The sequence below is a fragment of the Aquirufa sp. TARAVU-A1A genome (assembly GCF_054558675.1).
In genome coordinates this window covers 17,573-34,631 of sequence record NZ_JBPXKP010000006.1, presented here as the reverse complement: position 1 = coordinate 34,631, position 17,059 = coordinate 17,573, and the positions used below count along the sequence as shown (strand labels likewise).

The window sequence follows — 17,059 nt, the reverse complement described above, 5'->3', positions numbered from 1 at the left end:
TTAAAAATAAATGGCTGGGAACGAAGACGGATCCGTCTCGCGCATCATCTCATAAACAGTATCCACAACATTTTCCACATTGGGCTTTGAGAAATAATCTCCATCCGAACTATAAGCTGGTCGGTGTGGACGTGCCGCCAAACAACGCGCCGGACTGTCCAACCACGTAAATGCTCCTTGTTTATCCAATACCTCCTGCATCATATACGCAGATGCTCCTCCCGGCATATCCTCATCCGCGAATAATACGCGATGTGTCTTTTGAATCGATGTCAAAATGTAGTGATAGCGATCAAATGGCAACAAGGTCTGCACATCAATCACCTCCACAGAAATTCCCATTTCTGCCAATGCCTCCGCAGCTTCCATCACAATCCGACACATCGAACCATAAGTCACAATCGTCAAATCATTCCCCTCGCGCAAGATTTCCGGAACACCTAACGGCACGACTAATTCCTCTAAATTCGTTGGCATCGGTTCCTTCAAACGATATCCATTCAAACATTCAACTACCAAACCGGGATCATCTCCGGCTAATAATGTCCGATACATCCCCGCAGCTTGGGTCATATTGCGCGGCACACAAAAATGTACCCCTCGCAATCCATTCAACAAAACGGCCATCGGGCTACCCGAATGCCAAATGCCTTCCAAACGATGCCCACGCGTCCTGACAATCATGGGTGCTTTTTGCCCGCCTGCCGTCCGATAATGTAAACATGCCCAATCGTCCGACAAAATCGCAAAAGGATAAAATATATAATCCAAATACTGTATCTCCACAATTGGCCGCAATCCACGCATGGATGCACCCAATCCCTGACCCACAATACTGATTTCTCGTATACCCGTATCCGTTACCTTTAATGGGCCGAACTTATCTTGTAAACCTGCTAAGGTTTGATTCACATCTCCAATCTTACCCACATCTTCTCCTAAGATAAACACACGCGGATCCTCCAAGAATTTGGCAAAACTCTTATTCAAAATCTCCCGTCCATCAACTAAAACAGGCTCTTTTTCGTAGGTGGCTTTCACTTCTTTTGCCAACAAAGGACTATCCTTCGATTCGCTCATCTGATGCGAACTAAATCGACGGTGATTGCGCGCTTCTAATTCGGCCAACCACTTACGTAATAACTTAACAGCAGGTCCCTGAAAAAACCGAAACTCCCTTAAGGCTTTACGTCCTGCGCGAACCAAATCACTGAAAATCGGATATTGCAATTCATTCAATTCAGCCAAAATGGGCTCCAATAATCCGGGCTCATTCGTTGAATCATATAGGTTTTTGGCAATCCGTAAAAATGACTTTTTATCTACATCAATCGCGGCCATATAGGCTGAAAAGGCTTCTTTTTGGTATTTACGTGCTAAGGCCGTTGATTCGTCATCAATGGCTTTTAATTCCTCCGCCGTCGCAATGCCTTGTGCGATAATCCAAGCTTGAAAATGCAGATTACAATCAGCTTCATGCTCGAATTGAAGACGATCTGCCGACTTATATCGTTCATGCGAACCGGAAGCCGAGTGGCCTTGCGGTTGCGTACATTCGATCACGTGTACCAAACACGGAACCATTTCCTCGCGGGCTAATTTGGCAGCTTTTTGATAAGCCGCAATTAAACCTGGATAATCCCATGCTTTGACCTGAATAATCTCCAAGCCTTTTTCCGTTTCTGTTCGCTGATATCCAGCTAATGCCTTCGAAATCGACGACTTAGTCGTTTGATATTCAATCGGAACCGAAATCCCATACCCATCATCCCAAACCGAAAAAACAATCGGGATTTGTAAAACCCCCGCGGCATTGATACATTCCAAATACATCCCTTCAGATGTGGAGGCATCACCAATGGTTGTAAAACAAACCTCTCTCCCTCCTTTTGAAAACAAAGCAGCATGCTCCTGTAAATCAGCACGTTCCCGATATAATTTAGAGGCATACGCAATCCCAAGTGCACGAGGTGCCTGAGCTGCGGTAGATGAAATTCCTGCAACAGAATTGTAGCGAGTCGTTTGATCCAACCATTCGCCAGAATCGTCCAACCAGCGCGTTGCGTGGTGATTATTCATTTGTCGGCCACCTGAATGTGGATCAAATTGAATATCAGGATGTCCGTATAATTGAGCAAAATATTGCGGCCATGTCAAATCGCCGATGGCAACTCCAATGGTTTGGTCGCGATAATAACCGGAAACATAATCCCCTGCTTGCATCGAATTCGCTAATGCGAGCTGACACAATTCCTTCCCATCTCCATAAATACCGAATTTGGCCCGCCCCGAGAAAACTTCCTTACGAACAAGCAAGCTGCAGGCCCTACTTAAGGCAGCCAAGCGATAATCATCTAACACCTTGGCAGGATCAAATGAAATGTCAGGATTAGAAAAGGTGTAATGCAAAGCCAACGGTTTCCTGGTAAATTTAACGTGTAAAAATACAACAAAATAAATTAGCCATATAAAAGCAGCGCTATTTATTTCATAAAAAACAGAAGCAATTCTTTTGCCGAATCTCCACATTGTTTTAGATTTGCTCAAGTAGTAAACAAAAAAATCATAACCATGAAGAAATTTTTAGGCGTGTTAGCGCTAATCATTGGATTCGCTTTCCAATCTAACGCTCAAGGTGCAATCAAATTCAAGTCGGAAAAACATGATTTCGGCAAAATCGTTGAAGGAACACAAGCTACTTACAGCTTCGAATTCACAAATACAGGAAAAACACCGGTAGTTATCTCAAATGTTCAACCATCTTGCGGTTGCACAACACCCGATTGGACTCGTGAACCGATCATGCCAGGAAAAACAGGTAAGGTAACCGCTTCATACAACTCAACAGGTCGTCCAGGTAACTTCAATAAATCCATTACGGTAGTTAATAACGGAGAAGTTCAACAAATCCAATTGTTCATCCAAGGAACCGTTGAACCGAAAAAATAAATCGATTTTATTATCAAAAAAGGGACGCTCGCAAGAACGTCCCTTTTTTATTTAGTCATGATTTAAAAGTGCTTTGTTTCGCAACCCATTAATCCACGAGGCAATTTTGAGCACATCCGCGGCAGGCACATGACTCATCGGAGCCATCTCGGTGGCATAGTCTGGCCAGTTCTGTGGATTCGGCTTATACACTAAAGCTAAAATCTGCTTATCCGTATAATTGCGTTTAGCAATGTCCTCGTAAGATGGTCCAACCACCTTTGACTCTTTGGCATGACAAGCTAAACAAGTATGCTTTTTCAACAAAGCCATCGCCTCCGCATCAGAAATAACCGTTGATTTTTTCGTTGGCTTAACTGCTGCTACCGCCTTCACTACAGCAGCCTCTTCCAAGCGATGTGTCGCTTGAACCGCCAATTTACCCCCCGAAGGAATTTGATTCAAGGTATAATAAGCTGTTTCGTGTAACAAAGGTTCTCCGGCTTCGTTACGGATACCCTCCAACTTAAATTCATGAATAAAATATTGACGAAGTCCATCAATCACTAAACGAACTTTACGTTTATCTCCCGACACCTCAACACCCGAAATTTTCAAATCTTTCAATTCGATAATCGGACTTCCATATTGATGTTGGTATTTGTAGATATACGACCTCAATGCATAAGAAGCTGCTTTTTTAACTGAATTCACATCCACGGCCTGTGTAAAGCTAAGCTCAAAACCATCCGGTTTGGCTTGGATATCCTGAATCTCAAAAGGCATTTGACCATTCCACATCAAACGTTGCAAGCCGAATTCATCTTTACCTGTTGAGCCCCAACCACGTGAAGTCATCCCTATAAACATCGATCCATCTAAGCCAAATCGCTCACGTAAAATACCCGATTGAAATCCTTCTCGGTAATTGATACAGAAGCCCTGATAAACGCCATTAACTTTCTCTAAGCCCATACGCATAATCTTCGATTGCCCTTGATCCGCCACATAATATTGTCCCGGAAAAGGGCTGAATTTACCACGCGTCGTATCTTGTAAAATATCGGAGGTTGAGATACCCATAATCGCATGTGGAAACCAAACTGCAGGCAATTTCAAGTTCTTCACCTTCGCCGCCGCCTCATACATCGGAGCTCCATTATCTTGTATTTCTTCTAAGGTCAATCGGAATGGACTATTCGGCTCTTTAGCCCATTTAAGACCTCCTGGATTACCCGCAAAATCGCCCTTCGCTAAATGCGTCACCCGACCAGAACCTACCCAATCTCCTTGATTTTCTCCATAAAAAATATCTCCGTCTTGGTTGATGCTATAGCCTGCAGGGGACCGTAAGCCGGCAGCAAAAGGCTCTAGGGTTCCATCGGGGTGGATTTTCACCAACCAGCCACGCCATTTGGCAAATTTTCCTTCTCCATATCCAACCCAAGCAAGATTCAAGGTCACCAACATATCGCCGTTCTTATCGAAAACGGGACCATAAGTATATTCATGGTAATTTCCCGAAAGTTCAAATTGGTAAATCGGCTCATACAAATCGGCCACCCCGTCACGATCGGTGTCGGTAATTTTAGTCAATTCGCCCCGTTGGGAACAATAAAAAGCACCATCACGATAGGCCAATCCCAACACCTCATGCATCCCCGAAGCAAAACGTTTGTAATGGACCTGGTGATTAGTCGTTTGATAAGGATTTTCGATGATCCAAATCTCCCCCCGACGGGTACTTACCGCCAAACGACCGTCCGGCATCGTAGCCAAACCACCCACTTCTAAATAGATCTCCTTGGGAATGGGAAGGGTTTTGATTTCATAATAATCTTGCTCCGTTTTGGAGTTCGTTTTTTGTGCAAATGTGGCGAAGGCCAACAGTATGCATGCGATTGTCATTTGTATATTTTTCATCAGCTTACCAGATCAATTGATACGAAACTTCATTTCCTTGCACCGGGATGCGTTGTTGTTTTAAGCCTTGTTTCGGATTTAAAACAGCACCTGGACGCCCATCCCATTGGACAAAATAGGATTGCCCTTGCAGGCCGATTAATGTAGTATTAATCGAAGAAATCCCGTGATAACTATTTCCTAAAACGAGCTCGGAAGCAGATTGCATGGCAGTTGCCGACTTAAACGACAACATTCTCTCCAAGCCTGTTTTCGCAGCATTGGGGCGAATAAAATCTTCCACCATCACATTCCCAGCAGGCCAATGATACATAAAAATCGGCCGGCCATCTTTTACTCGAAAACCCTTGTATACCAATTCCGTTGAATCTGCTTGCGCTTGATGATCCATCACCAAGGGAAATTTGCCATCCAAAGTAACCGTCACCCCCAAAGGTTCAGAAGTCTGCGGTTCTCCACGATTTTCCCACATTTGCGTCGCATTTAAGAATGGACCGCGCCAAACCTGAAGCAAAGCTCCTTGTTTTAAATCATACGAATAATGCATGCCGGAAGGATCTCCCACGTGAATAACATGCGTCTTTTTCTTTCCTTGGTGCATCGCAAATGAGCGCTGAAAAACCGGTTCCGCATTGGCTTTGACCTCAATCATGCCCACGGCTTCAGGGTCTAATAAAGAGGTCCGCTCATGCAAAGCAACGGGATGTGAACCAATTCGTTTGACATATAATCCCAAGGCCTGAGGTCCCCAAGGAAAATCCTTTACATGAATAACTTCTAATTTATGTTTGCCAGCTGTCAATTCCGTCTTCGAAGAAACCATTTCTGAATACCAGTGTGCCCCTTGATTCAATTCCTTTCCATCCACTTTCACAACACCTGAACCTGTCCAATACGACTGAAATTCATAGGTATCTGTTTCAGGTACGTCTAAATCTGCTTGATAATGTATCAGATAATCGTTTTTGGCCTTGATGACCTTATAGGTCAATTTGTCTAATTTACCAGACTCGACAGGTTTCGCTGTACCAATGATAGGCTCCGTGAATTTACCTGTATAATAATCATATTTAATAGGGCCCAAGCTGACACTTGGCTTATCGTAGGTCTCATATTGTATATTTTTGAAGGCCACTTGCGTATGATCCCCTTGAATCAAAATAGGTGCCGAAGCAACCTCTTGTAAGGAAACCGCTCCGCGCGTTACGCCTAGCATTTCTAGATTTTCATGAATTAAAATGCCGTTCAAAATAACTTTTTTGAAAACCGCATTTTGAATTTTCTTCCCGTTTGCATCGAATCGAGGAGCCTGAAAGTCGATTTCCATGTGTTGCCAAAGACCAGGTGCTTTTGAAGCGTTTTGCATGGGCGCATATCCTTCGTAGCCCTCTTTTCCCTTGCCGCGCGCGTCATCCCAGCGTTCATAAATTCCACCACAATCACCAAAATTCAATTGTTTTTTTGTCCAAGAATCGGCCAATTGCACTTCATAACGACCCTGCAGATAAACACCTGAATTTCCTTTTTTAGGCAACATGAAATCAAACATCAAGTGAATATCCCCATGCGAAAAAGCAAAGGTCAAATCATCTGAGCGCTTGTATTTGCCATTGCGAAGGGTGTTGACGAGGACACCTTGACCCGTGGCTAATTGTAAAGATGTGTCAGAATAGGCAGCCTGAACGGCACCTTCAATGGTCCAATTATTACTGGGATGCTGAAAAGCAGCCAAGTCTTTGAGATTCACGTGCTCTTGGGCTAAGCAAGTCCAAGACAATAACGTGAGCAAGAGTATGTTGCGCATAAGCTTTGTTAAATAGGTTCTTCAAGCAAATCTAGCAAAATATTATGAACAATTTCATCGGCACAAACAGGATACTCGTAGCATATTTCCCAAGAATATTTTGCAAATTGTTTACTTCGAATCCATTATTTGTGAATTCATGGCAAAAACTAAATTAATTTCGAAGCCCATATTACTCCACTTGCTATTTTGGGCTTGTCTTTTGGCATTACCCATTTTATTAGGCCCGAGCTCTCAATCGCAAAATCCGGAGGAGATTCAACGTCATTTCCAATGGAATTTATTTTTCTTCGTCTTTGGCCTTGCGAATATCCCCATCTTCTACATCAATACGGAGATCCTAATTCCTAAAGTTTTAAAACGGTATAATCTAGTTGCTTATTTGGCCTTACTCGTGATCGGATATTTCATCATGGTAGGCTTAAATGACCTCATTTTCGAGCTTTTATTTAGAGACTTACATGTGCCTATTCGTCCCAAAGGCGGTAGCGGCATGAAGCGATTCACCTACTTACGCATCATATTTCAATACCTGTTCATCATTGCAATCGGGATAAGTTATCGTTTTCTTTCCGACAACATGAAGGAACAAGAGGCCAAAAAAGAGGAGGAGAATGAACGCTTAAAATCCGAACTTTCCTTCTTGCGCTCACAAATCAGCCCTCATTTCATGTTCAATGTATTGAATAGCATCGTTTCCCTTTCTAGAAGAAAACCAGAAAGCGTAGAGCCCGTTGTGATCAAATTATCGGAATTGATGCGCTATATGATTTACGAAACAAGTGATTCTAAAGTTGCGATTAGCAAGGAAGCAAACTACTTGGAATCTTACATTGAACTACAGCGCTTGCGATTTGGAAATGACATCGATATCGAATTTAAATCCGAAATTTCAGGTACATCAGGCACAATTGAACCTATGCTACTGATTCCATTTGTTGAAAATGCCTTCAAACATGGTGTGGGGATGATCGAAAAACCCAGCATCAGCATTCAGCTAGTTGACAATCCGACCTATTTACATTTTGTTGTCAAAAACAAAACGAGCAATCAGCCTACCGAGAAAAAAGACGAAAGTTCTGGCATCGGATTAACCAACGTTCGAAGAAGGTTGGAATTGCTATACCCGGAAAATCACGAACTTAAGATTACAGAAAGTGCGAATACTTATAACGTGGATTTGAAAATCACACACAGTTAAAACGATGGAAACGAAAGAAACATTTTCGGAAATTCCGAACACGATTTTAAAATGTATCGCCATCGACGATGAAAGTTTAGCATTGGATTTGGTCGAAGATAATATTGCCAAAGTTCCCTTCTTAAAGCTTGAAGCACGCTGTCGCAATGCGTTTGAGGCGATCGAATATTTGCAAAACAACACCGTTGACCTCATTTTCCTCGACATTCAAATGCCGGGATTAACAGGGGTTCAGTTTTTGGAAGGATTGACACAAAAGCCGATGGTTATTTTTGTGACTGCATACCAACAATACGCGCTGGAAGGTTTCAATTTAGATGTGATTGACTATGTGTTGAAACCCATTTCCTTTGAACGTTTTTTGAAAGCAAGCCATAAGGCTCTTGATTATTTCAAAAGCAAGTTAGCCTTACAAGGCAATGTCGCGAAGGCTGACGCGAAGGTGGATTATATTTTCATTCATGCCGATTACTCTTTGATGAAAATCATGCTGGAGGACATTTTGTATATCGAAGGTCTGAAAGACTATATCAAGATACATGTGCGCAATCAAAAATACCCGATCGTTTGTCGGATGACCATGAAACTCATCAGCGAAAAATTACCTTCAGATGAATTTCTACGTATCCATAAATCCTTTATCGTATCCTTGAAGAAAATCGAATCGATACGAAATCAAAAAGTTAAAATTGGGGAAAATCACATTCCTTTGAGCGATAGCTATTCGGAACAATTTTACCAGACCATTGGCTATCAAAAAGAGTAATTACTTCAATTTGTTTTTACCGAAGTGATAATTAACGCCCAACCAAGCACGTAAAAGTCCTGTCTGCACTTTCGAATCTGTGTAGGGTGTAAATTCAAAATTTAAGCCCAAATGCGGTACGGATGTAAAAGGATAGGCACGTACGCCAAAGCTTCCATAATAGCCTTTTAGCAAAGAGGATTGATTGAACACGTTGGACATCCACCCGATGTTGACTCCACCACCTGTATAAAAAACAGCGTCTTTGGTTTTATAAACTGTGAGCATCGGACCAAACTCCGATGTGATGGCCGAAGTGGCCGAATTCATTTGCATACGCACCTCGGCCCAGGCCATATTGGTGGGATTGGAAGAGACGGCCAACTGCGAATTAAAAGGATAATAGGAGATTGACTGTGCGTTTGAAAGCTGCGTAATCGTTAAAAATAGGCCAAAAAAGGCGATGATATTTTTCATTTGAGGAGTTTTTGTTACAATTTTCGACAGGAAACCCAAGGGTCCTAACAAATTATGTAACTTTGAATTTTGGCAAAGATACAATTATGTCCATTCTGAAAAAATTAGCAGGAGAAACTCTTTCGTATGGTTTTAGTACCATCTTAGGCCGTTCCCTCAATTTTTTACTCGTTTTTGTGCACACTTGGGCATTTCTACCTGCAGAGTTAGGTGTCAATGTGAAGTTGTATGGCTATGTAGCTATTGCCAACATCATTTATACCTATGGCATGGAAACTGCCTATTTTCGTTTTGCCAAAGAGGCCCCAGAGAAATATTACCAGCTAATCATGACGGCGATCATCGTAACGTCGGGCGTTTTTACACTTTTCCTTTTTCTTTTTGCGGAACCCATCATGGTTCAATTAGGCTATCCAGGCAAAGGCCTATTCTTGAACTGGTTGGCGTTAATCTTAGCCATTGATGCGATTACGGCGATCCCATTTGCCAAATTGCGATTGGAGAATAAAATTAAAACGTTTGTCAAGGCAAAAATCGTTTCAATCTTGATTAATGTGGGTTTGAATCTCTTTTTCTTGATGCTATTAAAGCCGCTGCAAGCTGGAGAAATCCAAGTGGATGCACCGCAATTTTTGCGAGATCTATATAATCCTGGCATAGGAGCTGGCTATATCTTTTTAGCTAATTTAATTGCCAATGCAAGTTTGTTTTATTGGCTATCAGCCGAATTCAAAGCATACCGTTGGAGATGGGATTGGTCGGAGTTCAAAGCACTTTGGATTTATGCATATCCCATTATGTTCATGAGTTTAGCAGCCATGTTCAATTTGATGTTTGATCGTTTGCTTTTGGAGTCATATCTACCCGAAGGATTTTATCCAGGAAAAAGTTCGCAAGTCGCATTGGGAATATATGGCAACTGCTACAAACTTTCTGTATTCATGAGCTTGGCCATTCAAGCCTTCAAATATTCAGCAGAACCGTTCTTTTTAGGCAAAAAAACAACCGAAAACAGCAAAGAAAACTTAGCCTTAATCACGCATTGGTTTGTCATTGTCTGTACCTTTTTATGGGTAGGCGTTTCGTGCAATTTATTCTGGATCAAAACCCTGTTTTTACGTCGGGCGATTTACTGGGAAGGCATGGACATCGTCCCTGTGTTATTATTGGCAAATCTATTTTTAGGTATTTATTATACCCAATCGGTTTGGTTTAAGCAGACCAACAAAACCTATTATGGTACGGTTATTACCTTGATTGGATTAGCGGTCACCTTAGCAGGCAATATCCTTTTTATACCCATGTATGGTTACATGGCTTGTGCTTATGCATTTTTAGGATCGAGTATCGTGATGGCGGTGTTGTGTTATTTGGGAGGCCAAAAATATTCCCCAACCCCCTACCGCTGGAAAAGTGATTTATTTTATATCTTGTTGGGCGCTTTACTCATTTACGGAGCCAATGCCTTAGCGCAAGTAAGCCCACTGCCAATGTTAATAAACCAGAATGCAGCAATCGTTGCCTTGCTCGGGTATTTATTGGTTCGCGAATTTTCTTGGAAAACGGGTAAGCCCAAATTAATTGACTAGCATGAAGCAAGAATTGAAAACGCAATACCTACAACTCAAACTAAAAATTAGTTTGATGGTAGCGCGTTTACAAGAAAACGATGGAAAAATTGCTGAGCTAGAAAGATCAAACAAAGAATTACAAGAGAAACTCGAAGCCAAAACACGTGAATTACAAGAAGCATTGAGCCAATCAAAAGAATTGGAGAAAAGCTTTAAAAAATCAGATAAAATTGGTAAACTTGTAGTTAATACAGAAGATACAGAGGCAGCTAAAGCTGAACTGAAGAAAAAGTTAGACGAATATATAGTAAGTATAGATCATTGTATTGAGCAATTACGCAAACCATGAGTACTAAATTACCTTGTAATCTCCTTTTAGGCATACAAAATGTCGCGCTAAAGGTTAGTGAAGAGGAGGAGTCATGTGTGCGGAAAGCGGCAAATTTGGTTAACCGCCTCGTGAAATATTACGAGAAAGAGACAAATAGTTCAGATCCAAGTAAGATTATGGCCCTTGTGGCATTGGATTTAGCTATGTGTGGATTGAAATTCGAGACGGAAAAGAAATCATTTAACAACAATGTTCAATCTGAGAACGAGCAATTATTAGCGCTCGTGGATGAATTCCAACTATAAATCCCCTTTTCATTCAGTCGTTTTGGAGCCGATGTTCATAAACTAACAATTAATATGACCATTATATCCATTATTATTTCCATCGTTGCGGCAGCGGGTGGCTTGTTTATTGGGAAGTCCTTTTCTTCCAAATCAAACAAGAACCACGAGGAGGAAGCCCAACGAAAAGCAGCTGAAATCCTAAAAAATGCAGAATTTGCAGCGGAAAACTTGAAGAAAGACCGCATGCTGGAGGCGAAAGAAAACTTCTTGCGTTTGCGCGGAGAGTTTGAAGAAGAGACTCAAGCTAAGAAAGGAATCCTTTTAGAAAACGAACAAAAATTGCGCGAAAAAGAGCGCATGTTGACTCAGCAACAAGAGCAGCAACGTATTGCAGATCAAGAATTGCAATCCCAAAAACAAAGCATTCAATCCAAGGAAGAAAACTACCGCAAGAAATTCGAAGAGGTAGAAAAGAAACGCGAAGAGGCGGAAGCCATGCTTGCGACACAAATCAACCAATTAGAGAAAATTGCGAATCTTTCTGCGGATGAAGCACGCCAACAATTAATCGATGCCTTGAAGGCAGAGGCTGAGTCGAAGGCAAGTTCCATTGTGAAACAAGCCATCGAGGAAGCAAAATTAACAGCGACCAAAGAAGCGAAAAAAGTTGTGATTGAAACGATCCAACGTACCGCGGCAGAGAACGCGATCGAAAACTGTGTATCTGTTTTCAATATTGAGTCAGACGACATCAAGGGAAAGATTATCGGTCGGGAAGGTCGTAATATCCGTGCGCTGGAAGCAGCAACTGGCGTGGAATTCATCGTTGATGATACCCCTGAAGCCATCATCATTTCAGGTTTCGATCCGGTTCGTCGGGAAATCGCCCGTTTGTCATTACACCGTTTGGTACAAGATGGACGTATTCACCCTGCACGTATTGAGGAGGTGGTAAACAAAACGAAGAAGAACATCGATGACGAGATCATTGAGATCGGAGAAAAAACGGTTATCGACTTAGGTATTCACGGATTGCATCCGGAATTAATTAAGATGGTGGGTCGTATGCGTTTCCGTTCATCTTATGGACAAAACCTATTGCAACACTCCCGTGAAGTAGCCAAATTATGTGCGACCATGGCAGCTGAATTAGGCTTGAATGCAAAGCTTGCAAAACGTGCGGGTTTACTCCATGATATTGGTAAAGTTTGGCATGAAGAACCCGAATTGCCTCACGCATTGTTGGGTATGGAATTAGCTCAAAAATACAAAGAGCATCCAGAGGTTTGTAATGCAATCGGTGCTCACCACGATGAGTGCGAAATGACTTCCATGATTTCACCAATCATCCAAGTTTGTGATGCGATTTCAGGCTCACGCCCAGGCGCACGTCGCGAGATGATGGAATCTTACATGAAGCGTTTACGTGATTTAGAAGATTTAGCGACATCTTTCCAAGGCGTTCAAAAATGTTATGCCATCCAAGCAGGCCGCGAATTGCGTATCTTGGTAGATTCTGAGCATGTGAGCGATGACAAAGCATCAAAGCTATCATTTGATATCTCGCAAAAAATCGAGAAAGAAATGCAATATCCTGGCCAAATCAAAGTAACGGTTATCCGTGAAATGCGGGCAGTAAATTTTGCAAAATAAGTTTTATGATAATTCGTTGAACGGCAAATCACGTTCGACATTTTTACCTATTTTTGCTAACGCTGCCAGGGTCATGACCCTGGCAGCGTTTACTTTTTATGGAAATCAAAGCACCACATACAGAAGCTGAATGGAAGGCCTATTACGCCCTGCGCTACCACGTTTTGCGTGAACCTTGGAATCAACCGCATGGTTCTGAAGTTTTACAAGACGAAGCAACAGCCATTCATGTAATGGCCATCGATGAAGACGAAAAAGTACTCGGCGTGGCGCGTATGCATGAATCCGCCCCTTTACAGGGCCAAGTGAGGTGCGTCGCGGTGGCAACGGACCAACAAGGCAAAGGAATTGGAAAACTGATAATGAGTTACTTGGAAAAGGTAGCAGCGGAAAATGGCTGGCAAGAAATAGTTCTTGAAGCACGCGAAAATGCGGTGCCATTTTACAAGAGCTTAGGCTATCAAATTGAACAAGAATCGTATTTGCTCTTTGGGGAAATCCAACATTACCGCATGAAAAAAGCGCTACCCCTTTCGGAATAGCGCTTGCATTTTAATGTTTATGTTCAAGCCCCTGAGCACTCGGGATTTGATTGAACTCAATCCCCGCTTTCTGCTCATCCTTAAATGCCTCCTTCGGCTTGATGTTTAGGATTTGGAATAACTCCTTATCCGACTTCGCATCTGGATTCGGTGTAGTCAATAACACATCCCCTGAGAAAATGGAATTCGCACCAGCCATAAAGCAGAACGCTTGACCTTCATAATTCAATTCCAAACGACCTGCGGATAAACGAACTGCCGACTTAGGCATCATAATACGAGCCGTTGCAATCACGCGAACCAAATCCCAAACCGAAGCAGTTTGTTGGTTTTCAAAAGGTGTCCCTTCTACAGGAACCAAATTATTCACCGGCACTGAACCAGGATGTTCCGGCAAATTCGCCAAAGTCAACAACATTCCGATTCGGTCAGCAGTGCTTTCTCCCATGCCGATAATTCCTCCTGAACATACGGACAATTTCGCCTTACGTATATTCCCTAAGGTTTCTAAACGATCATCATAGGTACGCGTAGAGATGACATCATCGTAATATTCTTCGGATGTATCGATGTTATGGTTGTAGGCATAAAGGCCAGCATCTTTCAATTTTTGCGCTTGATCTTCAGATAGCATTCCCAAGGTACAACAAACCTCCATACCCAAAGAATTCACCCCTTTTACCATGTCCAAAACACGATCAAAGTCTTTGTTATCGCGCACTTCACGCCATGCAGCGCCCATACAGAAACGAGAACTTCCATTATCTTTCGCCCGAACGGCCGCTTGAATCACCTCCTCATATGGTAAAAGTTTTTGAACCTTAACGTTTGTATGGTAACGAGCTGCTTGAGAGCAGTACGAGCAATCCTCTGGACATCCACCTGTTTTGATGGATAATAACGTACTAATTTGTACTTCATTCGGATCATGATAGGCACGATGAACCGTCGCCGCTTGATATACTAAATCCAAAAAAGGTTGGTTGAAAATCCGCTCAACCTCTTCACGTGTCCAATTATTTCTAATCTCCATATTCTTAATTAACTATTCCAATTCCATCATAAACGGCATTAATGCCAAAAACCCTTCACGCTTTTTCATGCGATCTAATTCCCAAATCGACTTTGTCCAAGGCAAGTTACTTTGCACAAATCGAGCCTCCATCGAAGACTCAGAAAAGGCTGTAGATATCAATTCATCCAAGAAAGATTTTGCTTTCGGATAAACCGATACCTTATAGCTTGCAGGAGGTAATTTTGCTCGGTCGGCCGCAATTTCAATCGCCCGATCCAACCCTCCTAATTCATCTACTAATCCAATTTGTTTGGCTTGTACGCCCGTCCAAACACGCCCTCCTGCCAAGGATTGCAATTTCGCCAAGGACATTTTGCGACCTTGAGCAGCTTTGGAAGTAAAGGATAAATACCCTTGATTGACCATGTTTTGAACAACCGATTTCTCGAAATCCGTCAATGCACTTGCCGAAGTCATAAAATTCGAATGCGCATGCGTATTGACATGATCTTGCGTAATCCCCAGTTTGTTCTTGAAGAAATTATCCAAGTTCAACCATTGCGCAAAAATACCAATAGAACCCGTAATCGTTGTTGGCTGCGCCACAATCACATCCGTCCCCATCGCCATGTAGTAGCCACCGGAAGCCGCATAATCTGACATCGATGCAATGACCGGTTTCACTTTCTTAGTTAGCTCAATCTCACGCCACATGATATCCGAAGCCAATGATGAGCCACCCGGCGAATCGATACGCAATACGATCGCCTTGACCGATTTGTTTTCACGTAGTTTCTTTAATTCTTTGACAAAATCATCCGAGCCGATACTTCCATCTCCGCCTTTTGTCCCCACAATTTCACCTTCAGCAACCAGGACTGCAATCTTGTTATTTCCTTCAACCGTTGGAATCGGATTTTTGGCATGTAAATAATCCCCAAGCTTTACATATTTCAACTCCTCAGTAGCTTTTTTGCCAGTCAATGCCTTTAATTTCGCCTCAAATTCGTCCAAATAGCCCAATTTGACCATTCCCAACCGTTCCGCATTTTTCGGATCAAATGCCTGTAAACTATCTGCAATCGTATTCAGCTTCGCAGCTGAAATTCCCCGACTCTCCGATATTTTTTGGAAAACGTCTTTATTCACTGATTGAATGAAAGACAAGGTTTGCATCTTATTTTCAGGACTCATATCCTCCCGAATAAAAGGCTCAACGGCTGATTTGAACTGCCCCACGCGGAACACCAAGGGCTCAATCTCTAATTTATCAAAGGCTTTTTTGAAAAACATATATTGAACACTCACACCATTGAAGTCTAATAAACCCGCCGGATTCAGGTATACGACATCAGCAACCGAAGCCACAAAATAGCCCTTCTCGGAATAGGAATTCGCGTAAGCATAGACAAATTTCCCCGACTTTTTGAATTTCGCTAAAGCATTGCGAACCTCGGTCAATTTGGCATAACCCGCCATCGGAAAGCTTACATCTAAGTAAATTCCTTTGATATGGGAATCAACACGTGCTCGTTCCAAAGCAGATAGCACCTGAATTAATCCTAATTTATCCGTGCTTGCAAAGAAAGGATTGGGTAAATCATTTAATGGGCTATCTTCCGTAGAGGCATTTTCTACGAATGGTCGATTCAAATCTAAACGTAAAATCGACTGCTCTTTTACTTCAAACTCTTTTTCGCCACCTTCCATGGCAGCTCCTACCCCAACAATCAGGAGTAAAGCAAAAACAAAAAACAAGCAAATGCCTACCAGGGTAGCCAACGAATATTTAACAAATTGCCACATAGCTTTTAATTTAGTCGATACGAATATCGAAAGCTTTCATTCAATTTGGCTTTAATTATGACCAACGGTCAAATGTCTATCCAAAGTTTTTACGATAATCTTCACGCGATTGACGAATAACCTCATGAGCTACCTCACGACCATATACGTCATCAATATCCACTGCAGGAGAAGTTGTTTCACCTGGCAACATCTTATACGTCCAAAAATAGTGACGTAAACGTTGAACGATATCCTTCGGTGCGTCAGAAATATCACGCCATTTACCGTAAATCGGATCATCTTTCAATACCGCAATAATTTTATCATCCGCCTCTCCTTTGTCAATCATACGAATTCCTCCAATAGGAATCGCTTGACATAAAATATCACCATGCGTGATTGCACGCTCCGAAAGCACTAAAATATCCAATGGATCCCCATCCCCCTGCATAATATCCTTACCAGAATATTTACGCGCTAATTCCGCAATACCATCCGCACAATAGGTTTGTGGCAAAAAGCCATACAAAGCAGGAACAATGTTCGAGAATTTTTGAGGACGATCAATCTTCAAATATCCCGTTTGTTTATCAATTTCATATTTAACCGTATCCGTTGGTACGATTTCAATAAATGCAGTTACTTGTTCAGGCATTTGGTCACCAATCTGGATACCATGCCAAGGATGTGCTTTAAAAAAGTTACGATTCATATTTTTATCTTATATCAAAAAACAACTTAGGTTTCATAATCTTCGCAAATTACAAAAAAATAAGGAAACCAAAGGACTCCAT

The 17,059-nt window shown here is 42.1% G+C and carries 15 protein-coding genes; 8 read left to right on the top strand and 7 right to left on the bottom strand.

Annotation, left to right across the window (positions count from 1 at the left end; genetic code table 11):
• Positions 1-2,409, bottom strand: a complete 2,409-nt coding sequence (locus V7S75_RS09180; protein WP_459513309.1) for an alpha-ketoacid dehydrogenase subunit alpha/beta — start codon at positions 2,407-2,409, stop codon at positions 1-3.
• Between the two features lie 162 nt (positions 2,410-2,571).
• On the opposite strand from V7S75_RS09180, the gene V7S75_RS09175 reads away from it, so the two are divergent.
• Positions 2,572-2,949, top strand: a complete 378-nt coding sequence (locus V7S75_RS09175; protein WP_377976797.1) for a DUF1573 domain-containing protein — start codon at positions 2,572-2,574, stop codon at positions 2,947-2,949.
• Positions 2,950-3,000: 51 nt separating this feature from the next.
• Here the strand turns inward: V7S75_RS09175 and V7S75_RS09170 are convergent, their stop codons facing one another.
• Positions 3,001-4,851 carry a hypothetical protein gene (locus V7S75_RS09170; protein ID WP_459513308.1) on the bottom strand — a complete coding sequence of 617 codons (1,851 nt, stop codon included), beginning with the start codon at positions 4,849-4,851 and terminating at the stop codon, positions 3,001-3,003.
• Between the two features lie 4 nt (positions 4,852-4,855).
• Positions 4,856-6,655: a family 16 glycoside hydrolase gene (locus tag V7S75_RS09165; RefSeq protein ID WP_459513306.1), complete on the bottom strand. Its 1,800-nt coding sequence runs from the start codon at positions 6,653-6,655 to the stop codon at positions 4,856-4,858.
• Positions 6,656-6,794: 139 nt separating this feature from the next.
• Here V7S75_RS09165 and V7S75_RS09160 point away from each other — a divergent pair, with 139 nt between their 5' ends.
• Positions 6,795-7,856, top strand: coding sequence for a sensor histidine kinase (locus tag V7S75_RS09160; protein WP_459513305.1), 1,062 nt, complete (start codon positions 6,795-6,797; stop codon positions 7,854-7,856).
• Between the two features lie 4 nt (positions 7,857-7,860).
• Complete coding sequence (locus V7S75_RS09155) at positions 7,861-8,622, top strand: LytR/AlgR family response regulator transcription factor (RefSeq protein ID WP_459513304.1); 762 nt, start codon at positions 7,861-7,863, stop codon at positions 8,620-8,622.
• Here the strand turns inward: V7S75_RS09155 and V7S75_RS09150 are convergent, their stop codons facing one another.
• On the bottom strand, positions 8,623-9,078 hold the full coding sequence (locus tag V7S75_RS09150; RefSeq protein ID WP_459513303.1) for a hypothetical protein: 456 nt from the start codon (positions 9,076-9,078) through the stop codon (positions 8,623-8,625). It lies immediately after the preceding gene.
• Between the two features lie 86 nt (positions 9,079-9,164).
• On the opposite strand from V7S75_RS09150, the gene V7S75_RS09145 reads away from it, so the two are divergent.
• The 5 genes from V7S75_RS09145 (at position 9,165) to V7S75_RS09125 (ending at position 13,462) form a co-directional block, all read left to right on the top strand.
• Positions 9,165-10,667, top strand: coding sequence for a lipopolysaccharide biosynthesis protein (locus V7S75_RS09145; protein WP_459513302.1), 1,503 nt, complete (start codon positions 9,165-9,167; stop codon positions 10,665-10,667).
• A gap of 1 nt (position 10,668) precedes the next feature.
• Positions 10,669-10,998, top strand: coding sequence for a hypothetical protein (locus V7S75_RS09140; protein ID WP_459513300.1), 330 nt, complete (start codon positions 10,669-10,671; stop codon positions 10,996-10,998).
• On the top strand, positions 10,995-11,285 hold the full coding sequence (locus V7S75_RS09135) for a cell division protein ZapA (protein WP_459513298.1): 291 nt from the start codon (positions 10,995-10,997) through the stop codon (positions 11,283-11,285). The genes V7S75_RS09140 and V7S75_RS09135 overlap by 4 nt, the downstream gene beginning before the upstream one ends.
• A 54-nt stretch (positions 11,286-11,339) precedes the next feature.
• Complete coding sequence (rny, locus tag V7S75_RS09130; RefSeq protein ID WP_459513297.1) at positions 11,340-12,920, top strand: ribonuclease Y; 1,581 nt, start codon at positions 11,340-11,342, stop codon at positions 12,918-12,920.
• A 98-nt stretch (positions 12,921-13,018) separates the two neighbouring features.
• Complete coding sequence (locus tag V7S75_RS09125) at positions 13,019-13,462, top strand: GNAT family N-acetyltransferase (RefSeq protein WP_459513295.1); 444 nt, start codon at positions 13,019-13,021, stop codon at positions 13,460-13,462.
• A gap of 10 nt (positions 13,463-13,472) precedes the next feature.
• On the opposite strand, the gene bioB is transcribed toward V7S75_RS09125, so the two are convergent.
• The 3 genes from bioB to V7S75_RS09110 all read right to left on the bottom strand — a co-directional run bounded on the left by bioB (position 13,473) and on the right by V7S75_RS09110 (position 16,977).
• Positions 13,473-14,495 carry a biotin synthase BioB gene (gene bioB / locus V7S75_RS09120; protein WP_459513292.1) on the bottom strand — a complete coding sequence of 341 codons (1,023 nt, stop codon included), beginning with the start codon at positions 14,493-14,495 and terminating at the stop codon, positions 13,473-13,475.
• A 12-nt stretch (positions 14,496-14,507) separates the two neighbouring features.
• Positions 14,508-16,283 carry a signal peptide peptidase SppA gene (gene sppA / locus V7S75_RS09115; protein ID WP_459513291.1) on the bottom strand — a complete coding sequence of 592 codons (1,776 nt, stop codon included), beginning with the start codon at positions 16,281-16,283 and terminating at the stop codon, positions 14,508-14,510.
• A gap of 76 nt (positions 16,284-16,359) precedes the next feature.
• On the bottom strand, positions 16,360-16,977 hold the full coding sequence (locus V7S75_RS09110; protein ID WP_315576969.1) for an inorganic pyrophosphatase: 618 nt from the start codon (positions 16,975-16,977) through the stop codon (positions 16,360-16,362).
• Positions 16,978-17,059: the final 82 nt, after the last annotated feature.

What these genes read in the sequence shown, in the direction of transcription:
- V7S75_RS09175 (WP_377976797.1), top strand. Translation starts at nt 2,572, where the DNA reads ATGAAGAAATTTTTAGGCGTGTTAGCGCTAATCATTGGATTCGCTTTC.
- V7S75_RS09170 (WP_459513308.1), bottom strand. Translation starts at nt 4,851, where the DNA reads ATGAAAAATATACAAATGACAATCGCATGCATACTGTTGGCCTTCGCC.
- V7S75_RS09165 (WP_459513306.1), bottom strand. Translation starts at nt 6,655, where the DNA reads ATGCGCAACATACTCTTGCTCACGTTATTGTCTTGGACTTGCTTAGCC.
- V7S75_RS09160 (WP_459513305.1), top strand. Translation starts at nt 6,795, where the DNA reads ATGGCAAAAACTAAATTAATTTCGAAGCCCATATTACTCCACTTGCTA.
- V7S75_RS09155 (WP_459513304.1), top strand. Translation starts at nt 7,861, where the DNA reads ATGGAAACGAAAGAAACATTTTCGGAAATTCCGAACACGATTTTAAAA.
- V7S75_RS09150 (WP_459513303.1), bottom strand. Translation starts at nt 9,078, where the DNA reads ATGAAAAATATCATCGCCTTTTTTGGCCTATTTTTAACGATTACGCAG.
- V7S75_RS09145 (WP_459513302.1), top strand. Translation starts at nt 9,165, where the DNA reads ATGTCCATTCTGAAAAAATTAGCAGGAGAAACTCTTTCGTATGGTTTT.
- V7S75_RS09140 (WP_459513300.1), top strand. Translation starts at nt 10,669, where the DNA reads ATGAAGCAAGAATTGAAAACGCAATACCTACAACTCAAACTAAAAATT.
- V7S75_RS09135 (WP_459513298.1), top strand. Translation starts at nt 10,995, where the DNA reads ATGAGTACTAAATTACCTTGTAATCTCCTTTTAGGCATACAAAATGTC.
- rny (WP_459513297.1), top strand. Translation starts at nt 11,340, where the DNA reads ATGACCATTATATCCATTATTATTTCCATCGTTGCGGCAGCGGGTGGC.
- V7S75_RS09125 (WP_459513295.1), top strand. Translation starts at nt 13,019, where the DNA reads ATGGAAATCAAAGCACCACATACAGAAGCTGAATGGAAGGCCTATTAC.
- bioB (WP_459513292.1), bottom strand. Translation starts at nt 14,495, where the DNA reads ATGGAGATTAGAAATAATTGGACACGTGAAGAGGTTGAGCGGATTTTC.
- sppA (WP_459513291.1), bottom strand. Translation starts at nt 16,283, where the DNA reads ATGTGGCAATTTGTTAAATATTCGTTGGCTACCCTGGTAGGCATTTGC.
- V7S75_RS09110 (WP_315576969.1), bottom strand. Translation starts at nt 16,977, where the DNA reads ATGAATCGTAACTTTTTTAAAGCACATCCTTGGCATGGTATCCAGATT.